We start from the raw sequence: 23584 nt of genomic DNA, 5'->3' as shown, positions 1-23584 counted from the left end.
CGGCGTCACCAGCCGGTGAGCCCCGCCCCGTACGGGTAGAGGGGGTTGCCGTACCCGGTCGGCACCGGCCGCCCCGCGTCGATGTGCGCCCGGATCTCCGCTCGCTGCGTCGCGGTGGCACCCAGGTCGTAGGGCAGGTCCCACTGCTCGACCGCGTCCGCCGGCACGTCCGTCCCGCCCGGCCGCAGCACGTCCGACACCGCCCGCGGCAGCTGCCAGGGCAGCTTCCCGCGCGGCGCGAAGTCCCCGAACAGCAACCCGGCGGTCGCCGGCCCCATCTCCTCGCCACCCCGGTAGGTCACCACGACCGCACTGGCCAGGTCGTGCCACTCGGTGATCACGTACGGCCGCGGCAGCACCAGCACGACCACCACCGGAATCCCTTGCTGCTGGAAGTTCCGGATCAACGCCACCTGGTCGGCCGGCAGGTAGGGCTGCTCCTTCGGCCAGTTCGTCGCGTGCGTGTAGGACGCCTCGCCGACCGCCACCACCGCGAGCTTCGGCGCCGGCCCGGAGTCCTGGTAGACGTTCACCCCGGCCCGCGCCGCCCGCGTCCGGATCGCGTCCAGCACGGTCTGCGACCCGTACTCCTGGTGGAAGAAGCTGGTCCAGATGCAACACGCGGCGGTGTCGGCGGCGCGCGGACCGGTGACCACGATGTTGTCCCCGGCGTTGAGCCGCACGGGCAGCACGCCGTTGTTCTTCAGCACCGTCAACGACTCGCGTGACGCCTGGTTCGCCAGCGCCGCGTACTCCGGCTTGTGGAACCGGTACGGCCCGTTCACCGGGTCTCCGTACGGGTTCTCGAAGATCCCCAGCTTGAACTTCAACCGCAGCACCCGCCGGACCGCCTCGTCGATCCGCGCGGCCGGCACGGCGGCGGTGAACTGCGCCAACGAGAACCCGGCCGCGCCGGGGTCCGCCCCGCCCATCACGTCCGACCCGGCGTTGGCGGCCCCGACCCACGACCCGGACGGCAGCCAGTCGGTGGTGATCAGCCCGGTGTACCCGAGGTTCTGCCGCAGGTAGGCCAGGATCTTCGCACTGTCGCCGGCGCCCGGACCGCCCGGGTCCAGCAGCGAGCTGCCCGCGTACCCGGGCATGATGTTGACCGCGCCGGCCTCCATCGCCGCCCGGAACGGCAGCAGGTGGTACTTGATCGTCACCTCGTCGAACACGATCAGCGCCTCACCGCCCGCGCCCTCGCCCGGCCAGTGCTTCACCGTGGCCAGCACGGACGCCGGGTTCAGCTCCGGCCCGCCCTGCAACCCGGCGACCAGCGCCCGCACCTGCGCGGCGGCCACGTCGGCGTTCTCGCCGTTGCCCTCCTGGATGCGTGGGTAGATCACCTTCGTGCCCACCTCGGCCAACGGCCCGAGCACCCCGCGCGTCCCGACCTCCAGTTGTTCGCGGCGCTGCATGTCGCCGAGCTTGTAGTCCAGCGGGTAGTTCTTGGCCGCCGCCAACGCGCTCTGCAACGGGTAGGTGGTCTTGTACCCCGCGATCGTGTCGCCCGCGGACACGAACGGGATGCCCAGCCGGGTGCCGGAGGACGCCAGCAGCGCGTTGTGCAGGTCCTGCGCCTCGGCGGGGCCGAAGTGCCAGCCCGACTGCGGGAAGGCCTGCGCGTTGTAGAACAGCTGGAAGGCCTTCTCCTCGGCCGTCATGCGCCCGAGCAGGTCTTCCACCCGAGTCTCGACCGGCCGCCGCCAGTCCTCGTACGGCTCGATGGTGCCGTTCTTGTTCAGGTCACGGCTGCCGTTGACGATCCTGGTGCCGTCGCTGACCGTCGAGAGCGTGGGCAGGTACAGACTGAACGTGCGGATCGCGGACGCTTGAGTGGCGCTTGATGCGTCTACGGCGACCACGAACCACTTGTAGGTCCAACGGTCGGAAATGTCCCATGTGGGTGTGTAAGTGGTGCCGGTGGTCTCGGCGACCTTCGTGTAGAGGTCGAGCAGGTTGCCGGACGCGGTGAAGTCGTAGTCGGTCCGGCTGAGGTTCAGCCACAGTTGGTACCGGGTCGCGCCGGACACCGCCGTCCACGAGAACGCCGGGCGTCGGGTGGAGGTGACCATGGCGTTGTCGGCGGGGGAGTTGAGCGCGAACCGGCCGGTGTTCGCCGGGGCCTTGGTCGGCGGGGACAGCAGCGGGGGAGTGGTGGCCGAGGTGTCGACCGTGCCGAAGACTTGCAGCTCCCACAACGAGATCCCGTACCCGGTGGCCCGGGTGACGCCGAAGAGGCGCAGGTAGCGGCCGGTGCCCTGGACGGTCAGGCGCTCGGTGCCGCCCTTGCCCGTGGTGGTGCTGTAGGCGGTGGACCAGGTGGTGCCGTCGCTGGACAGTTCGATCCGGTACGCCGACGCGTAAGCGCCCTCCCACACCAGCAGCACCTCGCGGACCGTCGCCACCCCGCCGAAGTCCACGCGCAGCCACTGGTTGTCGGCGAACTGGCTGGACCAGCGGGTGGTGGCGCGGCCGTCCAGCGCGGCGGCGGGTGCGTTGCCGCCCTCCCACGACGACGCCGTGACCTGCTGGTACTGGGAGATCGGGGTGCCGGTGGCCGGGGCGGAGGTGCCGTAGACGCGGAACTCCCAGAGCGAGTAGCCCCAGCCGGTGGCGCGGGTGGTGCCCACCAGGCGCACGTACCGGCCGGTGCCCGACACGGCGAGGTCTTGCGTGCCGCCAGTGCCGTTGGTGGTGGTGTGGATCGTCGTCCACGTGGTGGCGTCCGGCGAGGTCTCGATCCGGAACGCGGTGGCGTACGCGTTCTCCCACTGGAGGGTCACGCGGCTGAGCACCGCGGGCGTGCCGAGGTCGACCTGGAGCCACTGCGGGTCGCTGAACGCGCTGGACCACCGCGTGCCTGGGTCGCCGTCCGTGGCCGCCGAGGCGGGGGTGCCGGCGTTTTCCACGGAGGACGCGGTGGTGGGTTTCCCTTGGGAGAGCAGCACTTCCGCCTGGCCTTGCGCGCCCGTGGCGGTGAGCAGGGTGGAGAGCAGCAGGGCGGCGAGCAGGGCGGTCAGGAGTGTTCTCGGGCGCGCGGGCGGCATGGCGACTCCAGTGGTGGCAGGGTGGGAGAGCGCTCTCACCCAGCGAACCGCCGCGCGCCGGCCACCGTCAAGGTCGTGGGGAACCGGTTTCCGAGCGTCCGTCGCACTGTTCCGGACCGCCTGCCCGGTTACCGCAATTCGTGGTTTTCCGCGTCGGGCGGTGTGTCGTGCGGCGACCAGGGTGGATCCCGGCCGCGCCTCACCCGTGCGGCGTCGCGGTGGGGCCGGACGGGTGAGGGCGCGCTGGGACGTGTGGGTGCGGGCGGATGGCGCAACCCGTTGCACGGCAACGGTTTTAGCTGGACAGAGTGGTAACGGCACCGGGGTGGCGGCCGATGGGCGGCGTGGAGCGTCGGGGGGAGTCCCCCGGCCCGGTGGAAGGCGGGAACCATGGCGTTGTCCGGTGCGGCCCGACGCGCGGCCGCGGTGCTACCGGTGCTGCTCGTCCTCGCCTTGCTGACGGCGTGGCGCCCGCCGCTCGCCGCCGCCGAGGCCCTCTCCGTGGAGTTCACCGACGTGCCCGGCGCGGTGGTCGGGGCGCGGTACTCCTTCGGCGGGACCGCGCCCGAGGCGGTCAGCGTCGAGGTCTCCACGGACGGCGGTGCGCGCTGGCAGTCGGCGGCGGTGGAGGCGGGCACGTGGCGGCACGCGTTCACCCCGACCTCCTCCGGCCCGGCCGAGCTGCGCGTCCGCGCCTACGACCAGGGCGGAGCCGTCGCCACGGCCTCGGCCACTGCTCAGGTCGCTCCCCGCGAGTGCCCTTGCGGCCTGTGGACGGACGACGACCGGCCGCGCGTCGAAGACCTGTCCGATGGCGCGGCCCTGGAGTTGGGGGTGCGGTGGCAGGCGGCATCCGACGGCTACGTGCGCGGCGTGCGCTTCTACAAGGGTCCCGGCAACACCGGCACCCACACCGGCAGCCTGTGGACGGCGTCCGGTGAGCTGCTCGCGACCGGCACGTTCCACGACGAGACCTCGGCGGGCTGGCAGACCCTGCTGTTCGCGCAGCCGGTCGCGGTCGCCGGGAACACCACCCACGTCGTGTCCTACCTGTCGCCCACCGGCCACTTCTCCGCCGACACCGGCTACTTCACCGACTCCGCGCGGCACCTGGAGCCGCTGACCGGCCTGCGCAGCGGCGTGGAGGGCGTCAACGGCGTGTTCCGGTCCGGTCCGGGCTTCCCCAGCCAGGGCGGGCAGCACGCCAACTACTGGGTGGACGTCGTGTGGGCGCCCGAACCCGGCGCCGACACCCGCGCGCCCGAGCCGGCCACGACCGACCCGTCCGCCGGCACCGGCAGCGTCCCCCTCACGTCGGCGATCACCGCGACCTACGACGAGGTGGTCGACCCGGCGTCGGCGGCCCTGGCGGTGACCGGCCCGAACGGCCAGGTCCCGGGCACCACGTCCGTCACGGGCACCATCGTGCGCTTCACGCCGTCGAGCGCTTTGGCCCCGGCGACCACCTACACGGCCACCGCGCGCGCCCGTGACGCGTCCGGCAACCAGTCCGCCCCGCACAACTGGGTGTTCACCACGGGTTCGCCGCGCGCGAGCGCGTGCCCCTGCACGGTCTGGGCCGACTTCGCCCGGCCCGCCGAACCCGCCACCCTGGACACCGCCCCGGTGGAACTGGGCGCCAAGGTCAGGTTCGCCGGCCGTGGCGAGGTGCTGGGCGTCCGCTTCTACAAGGGCCCCGGCAACACCGGCACCCACACCGGTTCGCTCTGGTCGGCCAACGGTCTGCTGCTGGCGTCCGGCACGTTCACCGACGAGACGACAACCGGTTGGCAGACCTTGACCTTCCTGAACCCGGTCAGCGTTCAAGCGAACACCACCTACGTCGTGTCGTACTTCGCGCCGCGCGGCCGGTACTCGGTCAGCCCCGACTTCTTCGCGGCGGAGGCCGGCTACGGCCCGGTCCGTGCGTTGTCGAGCGGCACCGATGGCCCCAACGGCGTGTACCACTACGGCGGCGGCTTCCCGAGCGACAGCTACAACCGCTCGAACTACTGGGTGGACGTGGTCTACCGCAGTGGTCTCAACGGCGACACCACCGCCCCTGTCGTGGAATCCCACACCCCCGAGGTTGTTCCGCTGTCCGGCACGGTGTCCGTCACCTACTCCGAAACCATCGACCCGGCATCACCGCGGGTGTGGCTCACCGACCCGGCGGGCGCCACCCTGCACGGCACCACCAGCCTGTCCGACGACCAGAGAACCGTGACGTGGCAACCGGAGGCGCCTCTGTCCCCGGGCACCCGCTACACCGCCACGGCCATCGTCGCCGACCTGAACGGCAACGCGTCCACCCCCGCGGTCTGGTCGTTGACCACCGACCCGACGCCGGTGTGCCCGTGCTCCTTGTTCAGCGGGGCGACCGTCCCCACGATCACTTCGGCTCCGGACAACGGTTCTTATGAGCTGGGTGTGCGCTTCAAGGTCACCTACAACGGCCATGTGACCGGCGTGCGCTTCTACAAGGGCACCGACAACACCGGTACGCACACGGGCACCTTGTGGACCATCACCGGCACTCCGCTAGCCACCGGCACCTTTGTCGGTGAAACCGCTTCGGGCTGGCAAACCTTGCTGTTCTCCACGCCGGTCCCGGTCCGCGCGGGCACGTCGTACGTGGCCTCCTACACCGCCCCCAACGGTCACTTCGCGGTGAACCACAACTACTTCCAGTCCGTGGACGTCTCGTCGCCGCCCCTCACCGCTCCCCGGAACGCGTGGGACACCCCGAACGGCGTTTACGCGGCAGGTGGCGGCTTCCCCACCACGGCCCACCAAGGCAACAACTACTGGGTGGACGTGACCTACACGTTCAGCGGCGACCAAACGCCGCCTGCTCCTCTGGGCCACACGCCGCTGGCGGACGCTCTCGAGGTGGACCTGAACAGCCCGCTGACCGCCACCTACGACGAGCCCATCGACGTCACGGCCACCGCGTTCACCGTCCAAGACTCCGGCGGCGCGCCCATCACCGGCACGGTGACCCGCACCCAGGACGGCCACACCGTCACCTGGACCCCGACGACCCCGCTGGCTCCCGGCACGAGACACACCGTCCACGTCCGGGCAGCCGACGAGACGGGCAACCCCGCGCCGGAACTCAACTGGTCGTTCACCACCACGGCGACTTCTTAGCGCTCTGCTCGCGGTGCCTTTGCCACCAGGACGGACACGCCCGCCACCGCCAGCCCGGCCAAGCTCAACACCACACCGACCCACGCGGTGGACGTGTAGCCCCAGCCCCACGCGATCGCCAGGCCGCCCAGCCACGCGCCCGCGCCGTTGGCCACGTTCAGCGCCGAGTGGTTGGAGGAGGACGCCAGCGACGGGGCGTCGGGGGACGCGTCCATCAACCGCACCTGCAACGCCGACGCCAGCACCTGGGACACGAAGCCGAGCAGCAACACCGTCCCAAAGGCCGTCACCGGCCACTGCGCGGTCAGGCCGAACAGGGCCAGGACCGCCGTCACCGCCACGAGGGAGCCGAACACCGAACCGGTCACCGAACGGTCCACGAACCGGCCGCCGAGGGTCGCGCCCAGCGTCATGCCGAGGCCGAACGCGGCGAGCATCCACGGCACGGCCGCTTCGGACAGACCCGCGACCTCCGTGGTGACGGGGGAGATGTACGAGTAGACGGCGAACATCCCGCCGAACCCGATCATGCCCGTGACCAGTGCAAACCACACCTGGGGACGGCGGAACGCGCACAGCTCGCCCCGAATGGTCGCATCATGTGACGCAGGCATGTGCGGAAGCCACAGGGCGAGCGCCACCGCGGTGACGGCGGCGATCACCGCCACCGCCGCGTACGCGGCCCGCCACCCGATCTGCTGGCCGGCGGCGGTGGCCAGGGGGACGCCGACCAGGTTCGCCAAGGTCAAACCGACCATCACGCGGGCGACGGCGGTGCCGCGCCGCTCCGGCGGCACGAGAGCGGCGGCCACCACGGCGGCGATGCCGAAGTAGGCGCCGTGCGGCAGGCCCGCCAGGAACCGGGCCGCCATGAGCGCCCCGCTCGACGGCGCGACCGCCGACAGGCCGTTGCCCGCGGCCAGGGCGAGGGTGAGCCCGATGAGCAGGCCCTTGCGCGGCAGGCGTGCGGCCAGCCCGGCGATGAGCGGTGCGCCGACGACCACGCCGAGCGCGTACAGGCTGATGGCGTGGCCCGCCGTGGGGATGGAGATGTCGAAGGTCTGCGCCACCTGCGGCAGCAGGCCCATCGTGGCGAACTCGGTGGTGCCGATGCCGAACCCGCCGAGCGCCAGCGCGCCCATCGCGGCGGTGACGCCCTTGGGCGGGGCGGCCGGCGTAGCCGTGACCGTCATGCGGTTGCGCTCCTGTCAGCTGTCCGCGTCCACGCTGACCGCGACCGGGTGGTTAGCCAGTGATGGTTAGCTAATGAAACTATCTTAACGGCTGGTCGAGGGGGTCTCGACGTGCATCCGCTCACAACGTCGTGGCCGGGAATCCACGCCTGGAGCGGGGAAGACCAATAGGGTTTGCGGGTGCCCATCGCATTCGACACGACAGGCTTCCGGCAGCACGACCCGAGCACCTGGTTCCACCCGGCGACCGGTGACCAGGTGAGCCTGACGTACTTCGACCTGGTGCCCGACCTGCCCGCGCCGCTGGAGGACGTGGCGAAGCTGCGGCACGACCTGGCCGTGACCACCGCCGAGGTCGGCTGCCTGATCGAGGCGCACGTCGTGCCGCTGGGCGGGGTGCCCGCGGTGTTCCAGGTGGTGAAGGTGCCGCTGCCGGGCCAGCCGACCGGGCAGGCGTTCATCGCGTCCCTGACGGTGCCGCGGGCGACGTGCAGCGCGGTGCTGAAGCTCCAGGCGGCCGAGCGGGGCATGACGGGTGCGCGCGAGGCCGTGCTGATGGCGCGGGTCGGGTTCGACCGGTGGGTCCAGCCGCACCCGTACGCGCCGCAGCTGCAGGGCCGGCTGCCGTTCCACGCGGGCGACGACCCGAGGTGGGACCCGGAGTTCCCCGACCACCCGCTGACCCGGGTCCGGGCGTGGGCACACCACATCATCCGCACGGCCCAGGTGGACCCGCGCTTCGCCGCCCTACCGCCCTTCCACCCGGCTCCACCCGCCCCGCCGTCCGCCCCGTCGGCCGGCTCCACCCCCGCCCCACCGTCCGCCCCGTCGGCCGGCTCCACCCCCGCCCCACCGTCCGCCCCGTCGGCCGGCTCCACCCCCGCTCCACCCGCCGGCACCCCCGCCGCCCCTCCGGCGGGCGCCTCCGCCTCGCCCGCCCCCTCTTCCGTCCCTCCGGGGGCCGAATCGCCAACCCGTCTCGTGTCGGCGTCGGAAGCGCCCACGGCCCGGTCGTCCGAAGGCCCCACCCGGGTGATCAGCAGCCGCCCCGCCGAGTCACCGACCGTGCTGATCAAGGAAGCCCCGCCCGGGTTCGCGCCCTCCGGCCCCGACGCGCGCCCGGCGACACCCGTGCCGACCGCGGACCAATCGGTCACGACGGTGTTCGCCAAGCCGGCCCCGGCGGTCGGGTCGACGATCACCACGGTCGTCCCCGGTATCCCGATGGCCGGTTACCTGCCGCTGTGGATCGACGGCGAGTGCACGTTCTGGCGGATGACCGACCCCGGCGAGGTGCTCGGTCGGTTGGCGCACGGGGTGCTCGCGCGGACCCCGTTGGCGGAGAACCGTTTCCGTGACGTGGTGGGGTTGGACCGGGAGTCCGGGACGCTGACGTTGTTCTCGCGGTTCCGCGGTGACGACGGCGGGGTCGCGGCGGACGTCGTGCGGCTGGAGCCCGTGGGTGGGCAGGAGGCGCACGAGGCGTTGACCGCGGAGACGTTGACCGAGGCGTTCCGCTGGGTCGGGCGGGTCAACGCGGCGGCGGCCGAGCGCGGCGAGTACGTGGCCGTCGAGCGGGCGGTCAACACGGACGTGCTGAGCGAGCCCTACGTGCTGATGGTGGTGCAGGAGTTCGAGGGTCAGCGGATCTCGGTGGTGCAGACGGCTCCGGTGCCGGGTCCGGAGGTGCCGGTGTGGCAGGGGAACCCGTCGATGACCTCACCCGCGTCCCCGGAGACGATCGAGGCCGGCGGCCTGCTGGCGCTGTACGCGATGGACCACTGGGGCGTGCACCCGCTGCACCTGTCCCTGACCTTCGGCCCCACGCCCCGGCTGGTCCGCGACTGAGGCACCCTCCTCACAACCCCACCTTCCCGTCGATCCGCTCACGCAGCAGATCGGCGTGCCCGTTGTGCCGCGCGTACTCCTCGATCATGTGCACCAACACCCAGCGCAACGACACCGTGCCCCGCCAGTCGTCGTGCCCTTGGACGTCGAGTCCGGGCGCGTCCCGCACAAACCCTTCGGCAAACGCCACCTCCTCCCGCCACGCCGCCCAGGCCTCGTCCACCACCTCGGGCCGAGCGCCGTCGAAGTCCCCGTCCGGATCGTCCGCGTTGCTGAACCGGAACGCCACCTCCTCCCGCCCCAACACCCGCCGAAACCACCGCCGCTCGACATCCGCCAGATGCCGCACAAGCCCCAGCAACGACAACGTCGAAGGCTCCACCGCCCGCAACGCCAGTTGGTGGTCGTCCAGCCCGGTGCACTTCAAGACAAGCGTGGCCCGCTGATCACCAAGCACCGCCCGCAACACCGCCAGCTCACCCCCGGTAGCAGGCCCGGCAGCCCTCCCATCAACCACCCCACCAACAAACACCTCCGCCCGCCGCCGCCGCACACCACTCCCAACCCCAGTCCCGTCACCCACAAACCGATCCTCGCAGCCCCCACCCCACAGCCCTCACCCCCACCCCACCCACCTCACCCCCTGCCATCCCCGCCCGCCCCAACCACGCCACGCCTCCACCTCCCGCCCCGGCAGTCGCCTCCCGCGCCGCCGGCCCACTGCGCCGCGCACCTGGTCGCGCTGCCAGCCCAGCCCAGCCCCGCTGCCGGCCGAGCCGCGCTGCCGGCCGAGCCGCGCTGCCGGCCCGGGCCCGCCAGCCCAGCCCCGCCCGTCGCGCCGCTGGCCCAGCCGTGCCGCCAGCCCAGCCCTGCCGCCAGCCCAACCGCGCCGCCAGCCCAGCCCTCGCCAGCCCAGCCCCGCCCGTCGCGCCGCTGGCTCGACCACACCGGCCTGGCCGCGCCGCAAGCCCAGGCGTGTAGGCGGTTTCGTCTCGCCGGGTGCCGGCCATGCCGGTGGGCGTCAAGGGGTTTCATGCACTGGACGGCGTTGAACGACGGCGGGTGGGCTGCCTACCGTTGCGGGAGTTGGCCGCGACACCGCTGTCGCTCCTCGACGAACCCGGCCCGTCCGGCGACGGCGTCGTGCGGAGAACAGGGTCTCCGCGCAGGGTCGTGCCGCTCGCCCGAGCCGGGTGGCGGGATGAGGGTCCCGTGTGGACGGCGACCACACCGTCAGGCGGCGCCGAGCCCGGACCCGTCCCCGCCCAGGTCGCGTGGATCCCGGTCGCCCGCCGAACCGGCCCCGGGATCCACGCGACCACTCGATGGCACCGCGATCACGGCGGCACCGCGTCCTCGGCGGCACCGCGATCACGGCGGCGCCGCGATCACGGCGGCGCCGCGATCACGGCGGCACGGCGACCACGGCGGCGCCGCGACCACGACGGCACCTGAGGCGCTTCTGCCTGCCCTGCCCCTGTGACGTCGGCTGCTGGGACGGCGTCGGCTGCTGGGGCGGGGTCGAGGTTGCCGGCCGGCCGCACCGTTCCTCATCTACCGGGACGCGCGAGTCGGGGAAAAGGGGCTTGGAATGACGTCACTCGAAGGGGTGATCTTTGGCGGCGGTGGGGTCGGCGGCGGATAGGGGTGGGGTGAGCTGCTGGTTTGTTGGTCGTGACACGTCTACCACAACAAGCTGCGGGGTGGGGGTGTGGTGGGAGTGGGTGTGGACAAATCAGGTGGCTAGGGCTTGCCTAGCCCTGTCACGGGCTCGTTGGACGGCTGGGTCGGCTACCGGCGCGGCCGCTAGCAGGCGTTGGGTGTACGGGTGTTGCGGACGTGAGAGCACCGACTGCGCCGGGCCCTCTTCCACCAACCGGCCGTCCTTCAGCACCGCCACCCGGTCCGCGAGGCGTTGGACCACCGCCAGGTCGTGGCTGATGAACAAGCATGCGAACCCCAACTCCTCCTGCAACCCGCGCAAAAGCGAGAGGATCCGCGCCTGCACCGACACGTCCAAGGCACTGGTCGGCTCGTCGGCGATCAAGAGCGCCGGGTTCAGGGCCAGAGCCCGTGCGATCCCCACCCGTTGCCGCTGGCCGCCGGACAGCTCGTGCGGATAACGGTCGCGGGTTGACGCCGGCAGGTGGACCAAGTCCAGCAGTTCCGCGACCCGGGCGGAGACGTCGACGTCCTGTGGGTGCAGCAAGAACGGCTCGGCGATGGTGCGCCCCACGGTGGACCTCGGGTTCAGCGACGACGTCGGGTCCTGGAAGACGACACCCACCCGGCCCTGCACGGCCCGCCTGGCACGACGTGACAGACGGGTCAGGTCCTGGCCCGCCACGGTCACGGTGCCGGACGTCGGGGAACGCAACCCCGTGACCACCGACGCGATGGTGCTCTTGCCCGACCCGGACTCGCCGACCAACCCCAGCACCTCGCCGGCCGCCACCCGCAGGCTCACCCCGTCCACAGCCCGCACACCAGGCAGCCCGAAGCGACCCCCGTACACCACGGTCAAGTCGTCCAGGACCAGAGCGGCATCGGAACGAGCAGGGGGAACGGCTCCGGCAACACCGTCGCTGAGCGAAACGACAGCCGACAGCAACTCCCGGGTGTAAGGGTGCTGCGGCGACGCAAAGAGCGGTTCGACGGCACCCTGTTCCACGACCTCGCCGTCCTTCATCACCGCCACCCGATCCGCCAGGGACGCCACCACACCCATGTCGTGCGTGATCAACAGGACAGCCACCTCCAACCGGTCCCGCAGATCCCGCAGCAGGTCGATGATCTCCGCCTGCACGGTCACGTCCAACGCCGTGGTCGGCTCGTCGGCGATCAGCAGGGCCGGCTCGCACGCCACCGCCATGGCGATCACCACGCGCTGCAACTGCCCGCCGGACAGCTCGTGCGGATACGCCCGCAGTCGCTGCTCCGGCGAGGACAACCCCACCAGAGCCAACAGCTCGACGGCCCGAGCACGGGCGCGGGAACGGCTCCACGGACGGTGGGCGCGGATGGCCTCCACCAACTGGTCGCCGATGGTGAACACAGGGTTCAACGCGCTCATCGGCTCCTGGAACACCACCCCCACCCGGCCACCGCGCACCGCCCGCAGCTCGGCCGCGCTCATCCGGTACAGGTCCCGACCATCAAGCACGGCGCTGCCCGAGATGACCGCGTTGTCCGGCAGCAACCGCAGCAACGACATCGCGGTCACGGTCTTGCCCGACCCGGACTCGCCGACGACCGCCAGCACCTCCCCGGCGGCCAGGGACAGCGTCACGTCCCTGACCACCGGGCGGCCGGCGAACTCGACCGTCACGTCGTGCAGCGCCAGCAGGGGCTCGCTCACTTCGACAGACCGACCTGGAGGTAGTTCGGGTAGGCGGGGAAGTCCGCGATGAACAGGTTGGCCACCTTGGACCCGCGCAGGAACGAGTTGCGCGTGTAGATCAACGGCACCACGGGCGAGTCCTGCAGGATCTTCCTGTCCAGCGCCGCCCACTTCTTCCCCGCCTCGGCCGGGTCGACGGTGGCCTGCGCCTCGCCGATCAACCGGTCGACCTCGGCGTTGCGGTAGCGGGACAGGTTGTACCCGCCGCCGCCGATCTCCGTGGACTGGAACAGCGGCTGGATGTTGGCGTTGGCGCTGGGGAAGTCCGGCTGCCAGGACGCCAGCGTCAGGTCGAACGCGGCCGTCGCCGAACCGCTGGTCTCCTCGGTGTAGGCGTCGCCGTCGAGGGTGCGGATGGTGGTCTGGATGCCCGCACGCGCCAGACCCGCCTGGATGGCCTGCGCCTTCTCGGCGCCGTTGTTGGACTTGGACACCACGAAGTCCAAACCGGACAGTCCACCGGGGAAACCGGCCTCGGCCAACAACTTCTTCGCCTTCTCCGGGTCACCGGAGGGCTGCGCCGGGTACAGGTCGAACTTCTCGCGGCCGGCGATGCCCTCGGTGATCAGGGTCGTGGCCACGTCACCGGCCAGCGCGGGTGTGCCCGCCGACGCGATCTGGAACGCCGCCTTGTCCACCGCGTACTGGAACGCCTCGCGCACCTTCGGGTTGTTCAGCGGCGCCTTCTCGGTGTTCAACGCCAAGTACGCCAACGCGCCGGACTTCGACGTGACGACCCGTTCCTTGGCGGAGGCGTTGTTGGCCAGCTGCGCCAACTGCGCCGCCGACACGAACGACGAGCCGAACGCCGTCTTGTCGTCGCCGGCGTCCGCGACCAGGCGCTGCGAGATGACCGAGGCGTCCTGGCCGAGCTGCCACACGACCTCGTCCGGCAGTGCCGCGCGCACCTGGTCCTTGACCTGGTCCCAGTTCGGGTTGCGGGTCAGCCGGACCTTCACGCCCTTCTGGTACTCGGCGAGCTGGTACGGGCCGGACGCCACCGGGTGCTCGGCGTAGTCGGCCTCGGCGCCCTTCCCCTTCGGCACCGGCGCGAACGCCGGCGTGCTGGCCACCCACGGCCAGTCGCCGTACGGGCGGACCAGGGTGAACTTGATCGTGCGCTCGTCCGGGGTCTCGATGCCCTTCAGCTCCGCGCCCTCGAACGGGCCGCGGTAGGTGTCACCGCCCTCGATGAGCTGCTTGTGGTAGCCCAGACCGCCGGAGAACGCGGGCGCGAAGGACCGCTGGATGCCCCACTTGACGTCCGCGGACGTGATGGGCGTGCCGTCGCTGAACTTCAGGCCCTCCTGGAGGGTGAACGTCCACGTCTTGCCGCCGTCGCTGGTCTTGCCGGTGTCGGCGAGGTCGGGCACGACCTTGGCCTGCTCGCCCGGCTTGTTGTGCCACGCGGTGAGCCTGCGGTGCACCAGCGCCAACGACGTGATCGCCAGGTTGGAGCTCTTGGCGGGGTCGAAGTTCACCGTCTGCCCGTCGGACAGGATGCGCAGCGTGCCACCGCGGGTGGCGGCGGTGTCAGCGGTGGTCTGCGGCTTGTCGTTGGCGCCGCACGCGGACAGGGCCAGCGCGCTGGTCAGTACCGCGACGGCCAAGCGGCGTCTGGTCATTTTCGGTTCTCTCCCAGTGGTTTCTTAAGACAGGCGGGCTCGGGGGTCGAGCGCGCCGTAGCAGAGGTCCACCACGACGTTGGCCGTGACGATGAGGAAGGCGGCGAAGAGCGTGCAGCCCAGCAGCAGCGGCAAATCGCGCTGGCCGACCGCGTCGATAAGCAGCGCGCCCAGGCCGGGCAGGCCGAACACGCGCTCGGTGATCACCGCGCCGCCCAGCAGGCTGCCCAGGTCCACGCCGAAGACGGTGACGACGGGCAGCAGCACGTTGCGCAGCGCGTGTTTCCCGACCACCTTGCGCTCGGTCAGGCCCTTCGACCGCGCGGTGCGGATGTAGTCCTCGTTCAACGTGTCGAGCATCTGGGCGCGGGTCAGGCGCGTGTAGACGGCGGCGTGCGAGAAGGCCAGCACCGACCACGGCAGGACCAGCCGCCACGCCCAGTCGACGGGGCTGGTGGTGAACTCGACGTACCCGCCGACCGGCACCACGTCGAGGGTGAAGCCGAACAGCAGGATGCCCAGCAGCCCGACCAGGTACACCGGCGCGGACACGCCCGCCACCGACGCTGCCAGCGCCGCCCGGTCCCACCCCGTGCCGCGCCGCACCGCCGCCAGCACACCCGCGCCGACCCCGGTCGCCAGCCACAGCACGGCCGCGCCGATGGCGAGCGAGAACGTCACCGGCAACCGTTCGCCGATGAGCGTGATGACGTCGGTGTTCTGCTGGAACGAGTAGCCGAAGCAGGGCGCGTCGCAGGTGATCGCGGTCGGCCCGGAGCCGAACGTGCGACCGGTGACGATGCCGCCGGCGAAGTCCAGGAACTGCTGGTACCACGGGTCGCCGAAGCCCATGAACTCCCGTGCCAGCGCCAGGTTCTGCTCGGTGCACGGCCTTCCGCACGCCTGGAGCGCGGGGTCGGCGGGCACCAGGTAGAACACGGCGTAGGTGCTCAGCGCCACCAGGAACAGCACGACCACGGCCCCGGCCAGGCGCACGCCGACGAACTTCGCGGTGCGCATCAGGACCGCACCGCCGTCCGCGGGTCGAGCGCGTCGCGCAGCCCGTCGCCCAGGACGTTGAACGCCCAGGTGGCCAGGAACAACGCGGTACCGGGGAACACCAGGAACATCGGGTCCGAGCCCACCCAGTCGATGGCGAGGCTGATGGTGCGGCCCCAGCTCGGCGTCGGCGGCGGGATGCCCAGCCCCAGGAACGACAGCGCCGCCTCGAGGCCGATCTTGCCCGGGATGGACAGCGTGGCCACCACGATGATCGGCCCCCACAGGTTGGGCAGCAGCTCGTGGCGGAACACGTGCACCGGTCCCGCGCCCAGCGAGCGGGCGGCGGACACGAAACCCCTGGCGCGCAACGTCAACGTCTGCGAGCGGACGATCCGCGCGATCGACGGCCAGCCGAAGAACCCGATCACCACGATCAGCAGCACGGGCCGGGGGATCCCCGGCGGCACGACGGCGGCCAGCGCGATCATGAACACCAGGTAGGGGAACCCGAGCAGCACGTCCGCGGTCCACGTCACCACCCGGTCCAGCACCCCGCCGAGGTACCCGGCCGCCGCGCCCAGCACCACGCCGACCAGCACCGACAGCGCCGTGGCGGCGAGCCCGATCAGGAAGGACGTGCGCGCGCCGTGCGCCACGACGGCGAACAGGTCCCGGCCGGTGAGCGGCTCGACGCCGAACCAGTGGTCCGCGCTCACCCCGCCCAGCACGCCCGCGGGCCCGCCGGTGTCCTTGTCCAGCGCTTCGGAGCGGTAGGCGTAGGGGTCCTGGCCCTCGATCGCGGTCCACAGGTCGGCACCGATGGCCAGCACCGCCAACAGCACGATCGTCACCGCGCCCGCCAGCGCCCACCGGTCGTGCCGCAGCACCGACCGGATGGCCGACCACAGCGACCGCGATGTGTTGGGGGAGAAGGAAACGGACACGAACACCTGACCTCGGGTGGGGCGGAACGCCGATCACCCTAGGAGGTGGAGAATTGGCGCGGACCAGCTCTCAGCGGGTGGGAATGTGACCGAAGACAGTCTTGCTTCCTACGACTTCCCGTAGTGCGCACTCGGTTCCCCGAACACACCTCAGACCCGCCACCACGGCTTCCGCCGGCCGCCCACTACGCCGTCCCGCACCCACGAGCGGTCCGTGAACGAGGTGCCGTCACTTCGGTCCAGGACCGCGAACCGAAGTTCAGCGCTCCCGCACCAGCGTGTACCGGCCGCCGACCATCGAGAGGTCCAGCGTGTGGAGGTTCTCCGACGGGACGGCCGTGAACTTCGCCTTCCAGGCGGTGCCGCACGCGTCGTTCTTGCTGTCCTCGTGCAGGTACAGGATGACGTTCTTGCGCTGGGTGTCGGCGCGGCCGAAGCACCTCGTCCGCCCTTCGCGCCTGGCGACGACGACTTTCCAGGTGTGGTCGGAGGCGATGTCGAGGACGACTTTGGAGTCGGCGTCCTGGTGCGTCCACCGGCCCGTGAAGTCGTCGATGGGGTAGGAGTCGAGGGCCTTCGTGAGGAAGGCGATGCCGGCGATGACCGCGCCGACCACCACCACACCGCAGAACACGTAGGCCCACTTGCTGATCCGGGGCCGCGGGAAGGGTCTGGCGGGTTCCGGTGCGGTCATGGTCGAAGTCTAGTCGCGGCACGGGCCGGATCGGCGGGAAATGCGCGCTGCCGCCGGATGCCGGACAATCCGGTCACGAGGAAGGGAGTGGTCGGGTTGGGCACCGTCAAGCGGGTCACGATGACGGTCGTCGGCGCGGTGGTCCTGCTCGTCGGGATCGCGCTGCTGGTCCTGCCCGGTCCCGGGCTGCTGCTGGTGCTCGCCGGGCTGCTGATCCTCGCCGCCGAGTTCCCCGCGCTGGAGCGTTACGTGGACCCGGTGCGCGACCGCGCGATGAAGACCGCCGAGGAGAGCGTGTCCTCGCCGCTGCGCATCGCGGCCACCGTGCTGGGCGGCGCGGTGCTGGTGGGGATCGGCGTGTTCTGGGGGTTGAACAAGGACCTGCCGCTGGGCGGGTGGAGCACCGGGTCCAGCCTGATCCTGTCCGGGCTGATCATCTGGGGGCTGGTGGTCTGGAGCTACCTGCGCCTCAAGCGGTCTAGAGCCAGTCGCGGCGCTTGAACAGCGCGTACAAGCCGGCGGACAGCACGACGATGGCCGCCGACGACACCCAGAACCCCCACGGCTCACCCGACCCCGGGTAGGGCACGTTCTGGCCGTAGAACCCGGTGATGGCGGTGGGCACCGCGATGATCGCCGCCCACCCGGTCACCTTCTTCATGATCAGGTTCAGCCGGTTGCCCTGGATGTTCAGCTGCGTCTCGCGGATGGTCGCCACCATCTCCCGCAGCGACTCCGTCCACTCCGTGGCGCGCATGACGTGGTCGTAGACGTCCTGGTAGTACGGGAACATCGTCTCGTCCACCACGGACCGGTCCCGCCGCATCAACGCGTTGACCACCTCCCGCATCGGCAGCACGACCCGCCGCAGGGTCACCAGGGACTTGCGCAGGTCCAGCGCCCGCCGCTGCACCGCCCGGTGGTCGGGGTGGTCGGCGAACACGGCGTCCTCGAGCGCCTCGATCTGCTCGTCCAACGCCTGCACGGCCTCGAAGTGGCTGTCCACCACGGCGTCCAGCAGCCCGTGCGCCAGGAACGCGACCCCGCTCTTGGCCAGGTGCGCGGCACCGTCCCAGCGCCGGGTCAGGGCGTCGACGTCGAAGCTGTCGTCCGGTCGCACGGTCACCAGCGCGCGTTCGGTGAGGAACGCGGCCAGTTCCGCCGTGGCCAGCCGCCCGGTCCGCTCGTCCAGCCGCACGGCGTAGGCGGAGAGGAAGCAGTGCGTGTCGTACTCGTGCAGCTTCGGGCGTTCGTGGGGGTGCAGGGCGTCCTCGACGGCCAGTTCGTGCAGGCCGAGCTCCTCGGCGAGGGCGGTCAGCTCCTCCTGCGACGGGCCGCACAGGTCCAGCCACACGACCGCGTCCGGCTGCCGCAGGTACCCGGCGGCGTCGTGCAGCGGGAAGCCCTCGGCTTCCAGCACCCCGTGGCGGTAGAGACGGCTGCCGGCCATGATCGCAGCGTAACCGCCCGGACCGCGCAAGGCCGTTCATGATGTGGAAGCGGTGGACAGCCCGGGGCCCACGAGCCGATGATTCGCCCGTTTGCGAACGACCGGAGGGGGCTCGAGGATGTCGTCACCGCTGGACCACGCCGCGTGGGAGTCGCTGAACGGCGCCCACGCCCGCTTCGCCGAACCCCACGGCAGGGTGCTGCGCTACCAGCCCGACGTGGCGCCGTTCCTGGCCTTCCCGCCCGACGCCGACGACCGGGTCTGGGGCGATGTCGCCGGCCTGGCCGGGCCGGGCGAGGTCGTGTCGATCGGCGCGCTGGACCCGCCGCCGGGCTGGGAGATCACCTTCCAGGGCGAGGGCGTGCAGCTGGTGGACGACGGCGTGCGCACCGAGGAGGACCCGGAGGCCGTGCGGCTCACCCCGGCGGACGTGCCGGAGATGCTGGACCTGGTCGAACGCGCCAAGCCCGGCCCCTTCCGGCCGCGGACCATCGAACTGGGCACCTACCTGGGCATCCGCCACGAGGGCAAGCTGGTCGCGATGGCCGGTGAACGCCTCCACCCGCCCGGCTACACCGAGATCAGCGCGGTCTGCACCGACGCCGCCTTCCGCGGTCGGGGCCTCGCCACGCGGCTGGTGCGGGCGGTCGCGCACGGCATCCGGGAGCGCGGCGAGACGCCGATCATGCACGCCGCCGGGGACAACGCCAACGCCATCCGGCTCTACCTCTCGCTCGGCTTCCGGCTGCGCCGCCGGACCCGCTTCATGGCCGTGCGCGTGCCCTTGGCGGAGGTCGCCTGACCCGGCCTGAGCAGGGACATGACCGGTAATGGTCACCTCCCTGTTCAGTATTGCTCGTTAATTGTCACTTCTGCTTAACTTCGCGCATCCAGCATCGCTCCGCGCCGCCACCCCGCGCCTTGGACGAGGAGATGTGCATGAAGCGTCGTGACCTGCTCAAAGCGGCGGCTGCCGGCTCCGGGCTCGCCCTGCTGCCCGACAGCCTCCGCCGCGCCCTCGCCCTGGAAGCGCCGACCGGCGGCCTGGAGACGATCGGCCACGTCGTCGTCTTCATGCAGGAGAACCGGTCCCTGGACCACTACTTCGGCACCCTGCGCGGCGTGCGCGGGTTCAACGACCCGACCGCCATCCGCCTGCCCAACGGCAACCCGGTGTTCCGCCAGCCCAACGGCACCGGTTACGTGCTGCCCTACCGCGTGGACGACGAGTTCATGTCCGGCACCCCGCACGGCTGGTCGGACGGCCACGCCGCCTGGAACAACGGCCGCCACGACCAGTGGATCCCGCAGAAGGGGGTGCGGACCATGACCTACCTGGACCGCGCCGCGCTGCCCTTCTACCACGCCCTCGCCGACGCCTTCACCATCTGCGACAACTACCACTGCTCCGAGGCCGGCCCCACCAACCCCAACCGCTTCTACCTGTTCTCCGGCACCATCGGCTACGAGCCGGGCACCACCAAGCGCGCCATCGGCAACGACAGCTGGCAGAACCCCGGCCACACCGGCTACACCTGGACCAGCTACGCCGAGCGGCTCCAGGCGGCGGGCAAGTCGTGGCGGGTCTACCAGGAGTGGGACAACTACGGCGACAACTCCCTGGACTACTTCGCGTCCTTCCTCGCGGTCGGGCGCAAGGCGCTGGCCAAGACCAAGGACTCGTCGGGCAACCCGTACACCAAGCTCGAGTACTTCTACTACGCCCTGTCCTCGGCCTCCACCGCCCGCCAGACCGAGCTGCTGGCCCAGCTCGACCAGGGCCTGGCCACGCTGACCGCCGCCGAGCGGTCCCTCTACGACCGGGGTCTGGCGCGGCAGCGGCCGGGGCAGCTCGCGGCGACGTTCAAGGCGGACGTGGACGCGGGCCGGCTGCCCGCCGTGTCGTGGGTCGTCGCGCCGGAGTCCCAGAGCGAACACCCCGACTGGGGGCCCAACACCGGCGCGGAGCTGGTCAAGCAGGTGCTGGACGCGCTGGCGTCCAAGCCCGAGGTGTGGAACAAGACCGTGTTCCTGCTCAACTACGACGAGAACGACGGGTTCTTCGACCACATCCCGCAGCCCGCGCCGCCCGTGTCCACTTCGGACGGCCTGTCCACGGTCGCCACGACCGACGAGATCTACCTGTCCGCGCCGATCGGCCTGGGGCAGCGGGTGCCGATGCTCGTGGTCTCGCCGTGGAGCCGGGGCGGCAAGGTGTGCTCGGAGGTGTTCGACCACACGTCGGTGCTGCGGCTGCTGGAGAAGTGGACCGGTGTCGCCGAGCCGAACATCTCGCCGTGGCGGCGGGCGGTGTGCGGCGACCTGACCTCCGCCCTGGACACCACCACGGCCACCGCGCCCTACCCGGCGCTGCCGACCCCGGTGCCCACGGACGGCCCGCGCCCGACCTCGCCGACCCCGCCGGCCGTGCAGACCATGCCGGTGCAGGAACCCGGCACCAAGCCCGCCCGGCCGCTGCCGTACCGGCTGAAGGTGTCGGGGCGGGTGGCGTCGGACAAGTTCTGGATCGACTTCGCCAACACCGGTGCCGCCGGTGCGCACTTCTACGTCTACGCCAACGCTTTCCGCACCGACGGCCCGTGGCGGTACACGGTCGAGGCGGGCAAGACCCTGTCCGACTACTGGCAGGCGGGCACCCCGACCGGTGCGTACGACCTGAACGTGGTCGGCCCCAACGGTTTCCTGCGCCGCTTCGCCGGCAACCGGGCCACCGCGACCACGTCCGGCAACGCCAACCCCGAGGTGGTGCTGCGCGAGGACGGCGGCCAGGTGTGGCTGACCATGACCAACACCGGCGGCAAGGCGTGCACGCTGACCGTGACCGCCGGCAACCGCGGCGGCGGCCCGTGGACCTACACCCTCGACCCCGGTGCCACCAAGGAGGACTGGTTCTCCGTGGGCGGCGGCATGAACGGCTGGTACGACCTGACCGCGACCGGCCCGGACGGCTTCGTCCGCCGGTTCGCGGGCCACGTCGAGACCGGTGTGGAGAGCACGACCGACCCGGTGATGGGCTCCAGCCCGCTGCCGCGCACGGTGAAGTACGTGGACAGCCAGGAGACCTCCGGCGAGAACGGCGCCGGCGTGAACGCCGCGGACGGGAAGCCGAGCACGCTCTGGCACACCAAGTGGTCGGGTACCGCCGACCCGTTGCCGCACGAGGTCCAGCTGGACCTGGGTTCGGTCCGCACGGTCACCGGCGTGACGTACCTGCCCCGGCAGGACGGTGGCGCGAACGGCCGGATCGGGCGGTACGAGGTGTACGTCAGCGGGGACGGGACGTCGTGGGGCAGTGCGGTGGCGGCGGGGACGTTCGCCGACGACGCCTCGGCCAAGACGGTCCGGCTGTGGCCCGTGCAGGCGCGGTACGTGCGGTTGCGGGCGCTCACCGAGGCCGGCGGGCGCGGGCCGTGGACGTCGGCGGCCGAGGTGGTCCCGCTGGGCTGGTGACTACTGCGCCGGCCGCGGCAACCCTTGCCGCGGCCGGCCGGCGTCAGCCGCGGGGGACCGAGTAGCCGTGGTCGACGATGTGCTGGGCGGAGGCCGCGTAGGCGGCCGGGTCCTCGGGCGCGAGGGTGCCCAGGCCGTCGACGTAACGGTTGTACATGCAGAACGCCGCCGCGATCAGCACGGTGTCGTGGATCTCGACGTCCGTCGCGCCCTCGGCCCGCGCGGCCTCGATGTGCGCCGGGGTCACCTCGCGGCCGGACTTCTGCACCGCCTCGGCGATCCGGAGCAGCGCGCGCAGCTTGGGCGAGATGGCGGCGGTGGCCAGGTCGGTGCGGACCTGGGTCACCACCGCCATGCCCTCGTCGAGTTGGGCCGCCGCGAAGGCCGCGTGGGAGTTGTGGCAGAAGGTGCACTCGTTGAGGCCCGACACGTGGGCCGCGATGAGCTCTCTTTCACCCCTGGAGAGGGTGCTCGGGCCGCGCAGGAGCACGTCGGCCAACTGGTTGAGCGGCCCGGCGGTCTCCGGCCGGAAGCGCAGGGGGCCGGTGATGCCGGGCAACAGGGTCTCGTCAACGCCCAGGTCGATGTGTGCCATGCGCACACGCTAGTGGTTCGGCGGTGGTGGAACGGTGCTGGAATGGTGCGCAACCGCCGTCAAGGGGTGACCGGGACGTTGGTCAGTCCGACCGTCGCGCCGGTGACCGTGTTGGACGCGTGGACCACGTTGGGCAGGCCCGCGCACTTCGACGTCGAGGTGATCTTGATGGCGTACTGGCCGACGCCGCCGAGGTCGGAGCGGTTGCCGCGCCACACGTTGCCGCACCCGTTGGCGAACGACGGGGTGGTGGCCGGGTTGTGGGTCTCGTACCCGTTGGCGAAGGTGCCGGGCGGGGTGAACGTGCCGGTGTTGTCCTCGATGGTGTAGCGGACGCCCTTCACGTCGATCCACGAGTCGGCCGAGTTCTGGCCGGAGATGCCCCGACCGTCGAAGGTGTTGCCGCGGATGACGCCGTCGAAGGTCCCTTCCTTGACGTCGACGGGCTCGGCGGCGACGTTCGGGCCGATCCGGTTGCCCAGCACCCGCACGCGGTCGCTGCGGTCGACGCCGCCGGAGTTGCCGTGGCAGGCCCAGTTGGAGTTCGCGGACCCGATGTAGACGCCCTCGCCGTAGCCGGGCTGCACGAGACCGGTGTCGGTGATGGTGGAGTCTTGCAGGACGCTGTCGGCCGAGGAGCGCCGGAAGTGCACCGCCTCCTCGTCCACGTGGTGCACCGACACGCCGGAGATCGTGGTGTGGTGGGAGTTGTCGGCGACGATGCCCTTCTTCGACTCCCGCACGGTGAACCCGGTCAGGTTCCAGTGCGGGGCGCCGTAGAGCCACAGGCCGTAGCCGGGGTCCCAGCCGGGCGTGGGCGCCGGGCAGCTCGGGGCGGTGCCGGACGGGCCGTCGTTGACCAGGACCGCGTCGGCCGGTCCGGTGAGGGTGATGGGTGCGGACGCGGTGCCCGGTCGGGTGGTGGCGAACGCGCCCCGGTAGACACCGGCGGCGAGGCGGATGGTTTGGCCGGGCGTGGCGCCGGCAAGCGCGGCTTGGAGTTGTGCGGCGGTGGAGACGTCCACTGTGGACTGAGCGGTGGTCGCGGTCGCGGTGGTGGTGGCGGCGAGGCAGGTCGCGATGGCGGTGAGAACCGACAGACGTGTGCGCATGCTGAAGGACCCTTCGCAGGCAAGGGGCTTCGAGTGTCGCGGCT

Annotated in this window: 16 protein-coding genes; 5 read left to right on the top strand and 11 right to left on the bottom strand. The window is 71.5% G+C overall.

Annotated features, from left to right (window positions below):
* Positions 1 to 5 precede the first annotated feature (5 nt).
* Entirely contained in the window at positions 6 to 3053 is a 3048-nt protein-coding gene (locus DFJ66_RS06030; RefSeq protein ID WP_121218729.1) for a discoidin domain-containing protein, read from the bottom strand.
* A gap of 390 nt (positions 3054 to 3443) precedes the next feature.
* On the opposite strand from DFJ66_RS06030, the gene DFJ66_RS06025 reads away from it, so the two are divergent.
* Positions 3444 to 6206 carry a DUF4082 domain-containing protein gene (locus DFJ66_RS06025; protein ID WP_121218727.1) on the top strand — a complete coding sequence of 921 codons (2763 nt, stop codon included), beginning with the start codon at positions 3444 to 3446 and terminating at the stop codon, positions 6204 to 6206.
* On the opposite strand, the gene DFJ66_RS06020 is transcribed toward DFJ66_RS06025, so the two are convergent.
* Entirely contained in the window at positions 6203 to 7399 is a 1197-nt protein-coding gene (locus DFJ66_RS06020) for an MFS transporter (protein WP_121218725.1), read from the bottom strand. The genes DFJ66_RS06025 and DFJ66_RS06020 overlap by 4 nt on opposite strands.
* Before the next feature lie 180 nt (positions 7400 to 7579).
* Between DFJ66_RS06020 and DFJ66_RS44900 the strand changes: the two genes are divergently transcribed.
* Positions 7580 to 9247, top strand: coding sequence for a hypothetical protein (locus DFJ66_RS44900; protein WP_211351002.1), 1668 nt, complete (start codon positions 7580 to 7582; stop codon positions 9245 to 9247).
* Positions 9248 to 9257: 10 nt separating this feature from the next.
* Here the strand turns inward: DFJ66_RS44900 and DFJ66_RS06005 are convergent, their stop codons facing one another.
* The 6 genes from DFJ66_RS06005 to DFJ66_RS05980 form a co-directional block, all read right to left on the bottom strand.
* Positions 9258 to 9674 (bottom strand): DinB family protein, encoded by a 417-nt coding sequence (locus tag DFJ66_RS06005; RefSeq protein ID WP_246029599.1) that lies wholly within the window; start codon positions 9672 to 9674, stop codon positions 9258 to 9260.
* Positions 9675 to 10982: 1308 nt separating this feature from the next.
* Entirely contained in the window at positions 10983 to 12605 is a 1623-nt protein-coding gene (locus DFJ66_RS06000) for an ABC transporter ATP-binding protein (protein ID WP_121218722.1), read from the bottom strand.
* Positions 12602 to 14272 carry an ABC transporter substrate-binding protein gene (locus tag DFJ66_RS05995; RefSeq protein ID WP_121218720.1) on the bottom strand — a complete coding sequence of 557 codons (1671 nt, stop codon included), beginning with the start codon at positions 14270 to 14272 and terminating at the stop codon, positions 12602 to 12604. Before DFJ66_RS05995 ends, DFJ66_RS06000 begins: the two co-directional genes overlap by 4 nt.
* A gap of 24 nt (positions 14273 to 14296) precedes the next feature.
* A complete protein-coding gene (locus DFJ66_RS05990) occupies positions 14297 to 15292 on the bottom strand; it encodes an ABC transporter permease (RefSeq protein WP_121218718.1) in 996 nt (331 codons plus the stop codon).
* Positions 15292 to 16218 (bottom strand): ABC transporter permease, encoded by a 927-nt coding sequence (locus DFJ66_RS05985; protein WP_170199154.1) that lies wholly within the window; start codon positions 16216 to 16218, stop codon positions 15292 to 15294. The genes DFJ66_RS05990 and DFJ66_RS05985 overlap by 1 nt, the downstream gene beginning before the upstream one ends.
* A gap of 259 nt (positions 16219 to 16477) precedes the next feature.
* On the bottom strand, positions 16478 to 16912 hold the full coding sequence (locus DFJ66_RS05980) for a hypothetical protein (protein WP_121218715.1): 435 nt from the start codon (positions 16910 to 16912) through the stop codon (positions 16478 to 16480).
* A gap of 57 nt (positions 16913 to 16969) precedes the next feature.
* Between DFJ66_RS05980 and DFJ66_RS05975 the strand changes: the two genes are divergently transcribed.
* Complete coding sequence (locus DFJ66_RS05975; protein ID WP_121218713.1) at positions 16970 to 17413, top strand: PGPGW domain-containing protein; 444 nt, start codon at positions 16970 to 16972, stop codon at positions 17411 to 17413.
* Here DFJ66_RS05975 and DFJ66_RS05970 read toward each other — a convergent pair.
* A complete protein-coding gene (locus DFJ66_RS05970) occupies positions 17391 to 18362 on the bottom strand; it encodes a magnesium transporter CorA family protein (protein WP_121218711.1) in 972 nt (323 codons plus the stop codon). The two genes, DFJ66_RS05975 and DFJ66_RS05970, sit on opposite strands and share 23 nt — an antisense overlap.
* Before the next feature lie 118 nt (positions 18363 to 18480).
* On the opposite strand from DFJ66_RS05970, the gene DFJ66_RS05965 reads away from it, so the two are divergent.
* Complete coding sequence (locus tag DFJ66_RS05965; protein WP_121218709.1) at positions 18481 to 19164, top strand: GNAT family N-acetyltransferase; 684 nt, start codon at positions 18481 to 18483, stop codon at positions 19162 to 19164.
* Positions 19165 to 19301: 137 nt separating this feature from the next.
* Positions 19302 to 21833: a phosphocholine-specific phospholipase C gene (locus DFJ66_RS05960; protein WP_121218707.1), complete on the top strand. Its 2532-nt coding sequence runs from the start codon at positions 19302 to 19304 to the stop codon at positions 21831 to 21833.
* Positions 21834 to 21876: 43 nt separating this feature from the next.
* Here the strand turns inward: DFJ66_RS05960 and DFJ66_RS05955 are convergent, their stop codons facing one another.
* On the bottom strand, positions 21877 to 22428 hold the full coding sequence (locus DFJ66_RS05955; protein WP_121218705.1) for a carboxymuconolactone decarboxylase family protein: 552 nt from the start codon (positions 22426 to 22428) through the stop codon (positions 21877 to 21879).
* Between the two features lie 59 nt (positions 22429 to 22487).
* On the bottom strand, positions 22488 to 23540 hold the full coding sequence (locus DFJ66_RS05950) for a right-handed parallel beta-helix repeat-containing protein (RefSeq protein ID WP_121218703.1): 1053 nt from the start codon (positions 23538 to 23540) through the stop codon (positions 22488 to 22490).
* Positions 23541 to 23584 lie beyond the last annotated feature (44 nt).

The organism is Saccharothrix variisporea, from assembly GCF_003634995.1.
Taxonomy (GTDB): domain Bacteria; phylum Actinomycetota; class Actinomycetes; order Mycobacteriales; family Pseudonocardiaceae; genus Actinosynnema; species Actinosynnema variisporeum.
The sequence above is the reverse complement of the archived record's forward strand: the minus strand, read 5'-3'. Positions and strand labels throughout refer to the sequence as shown.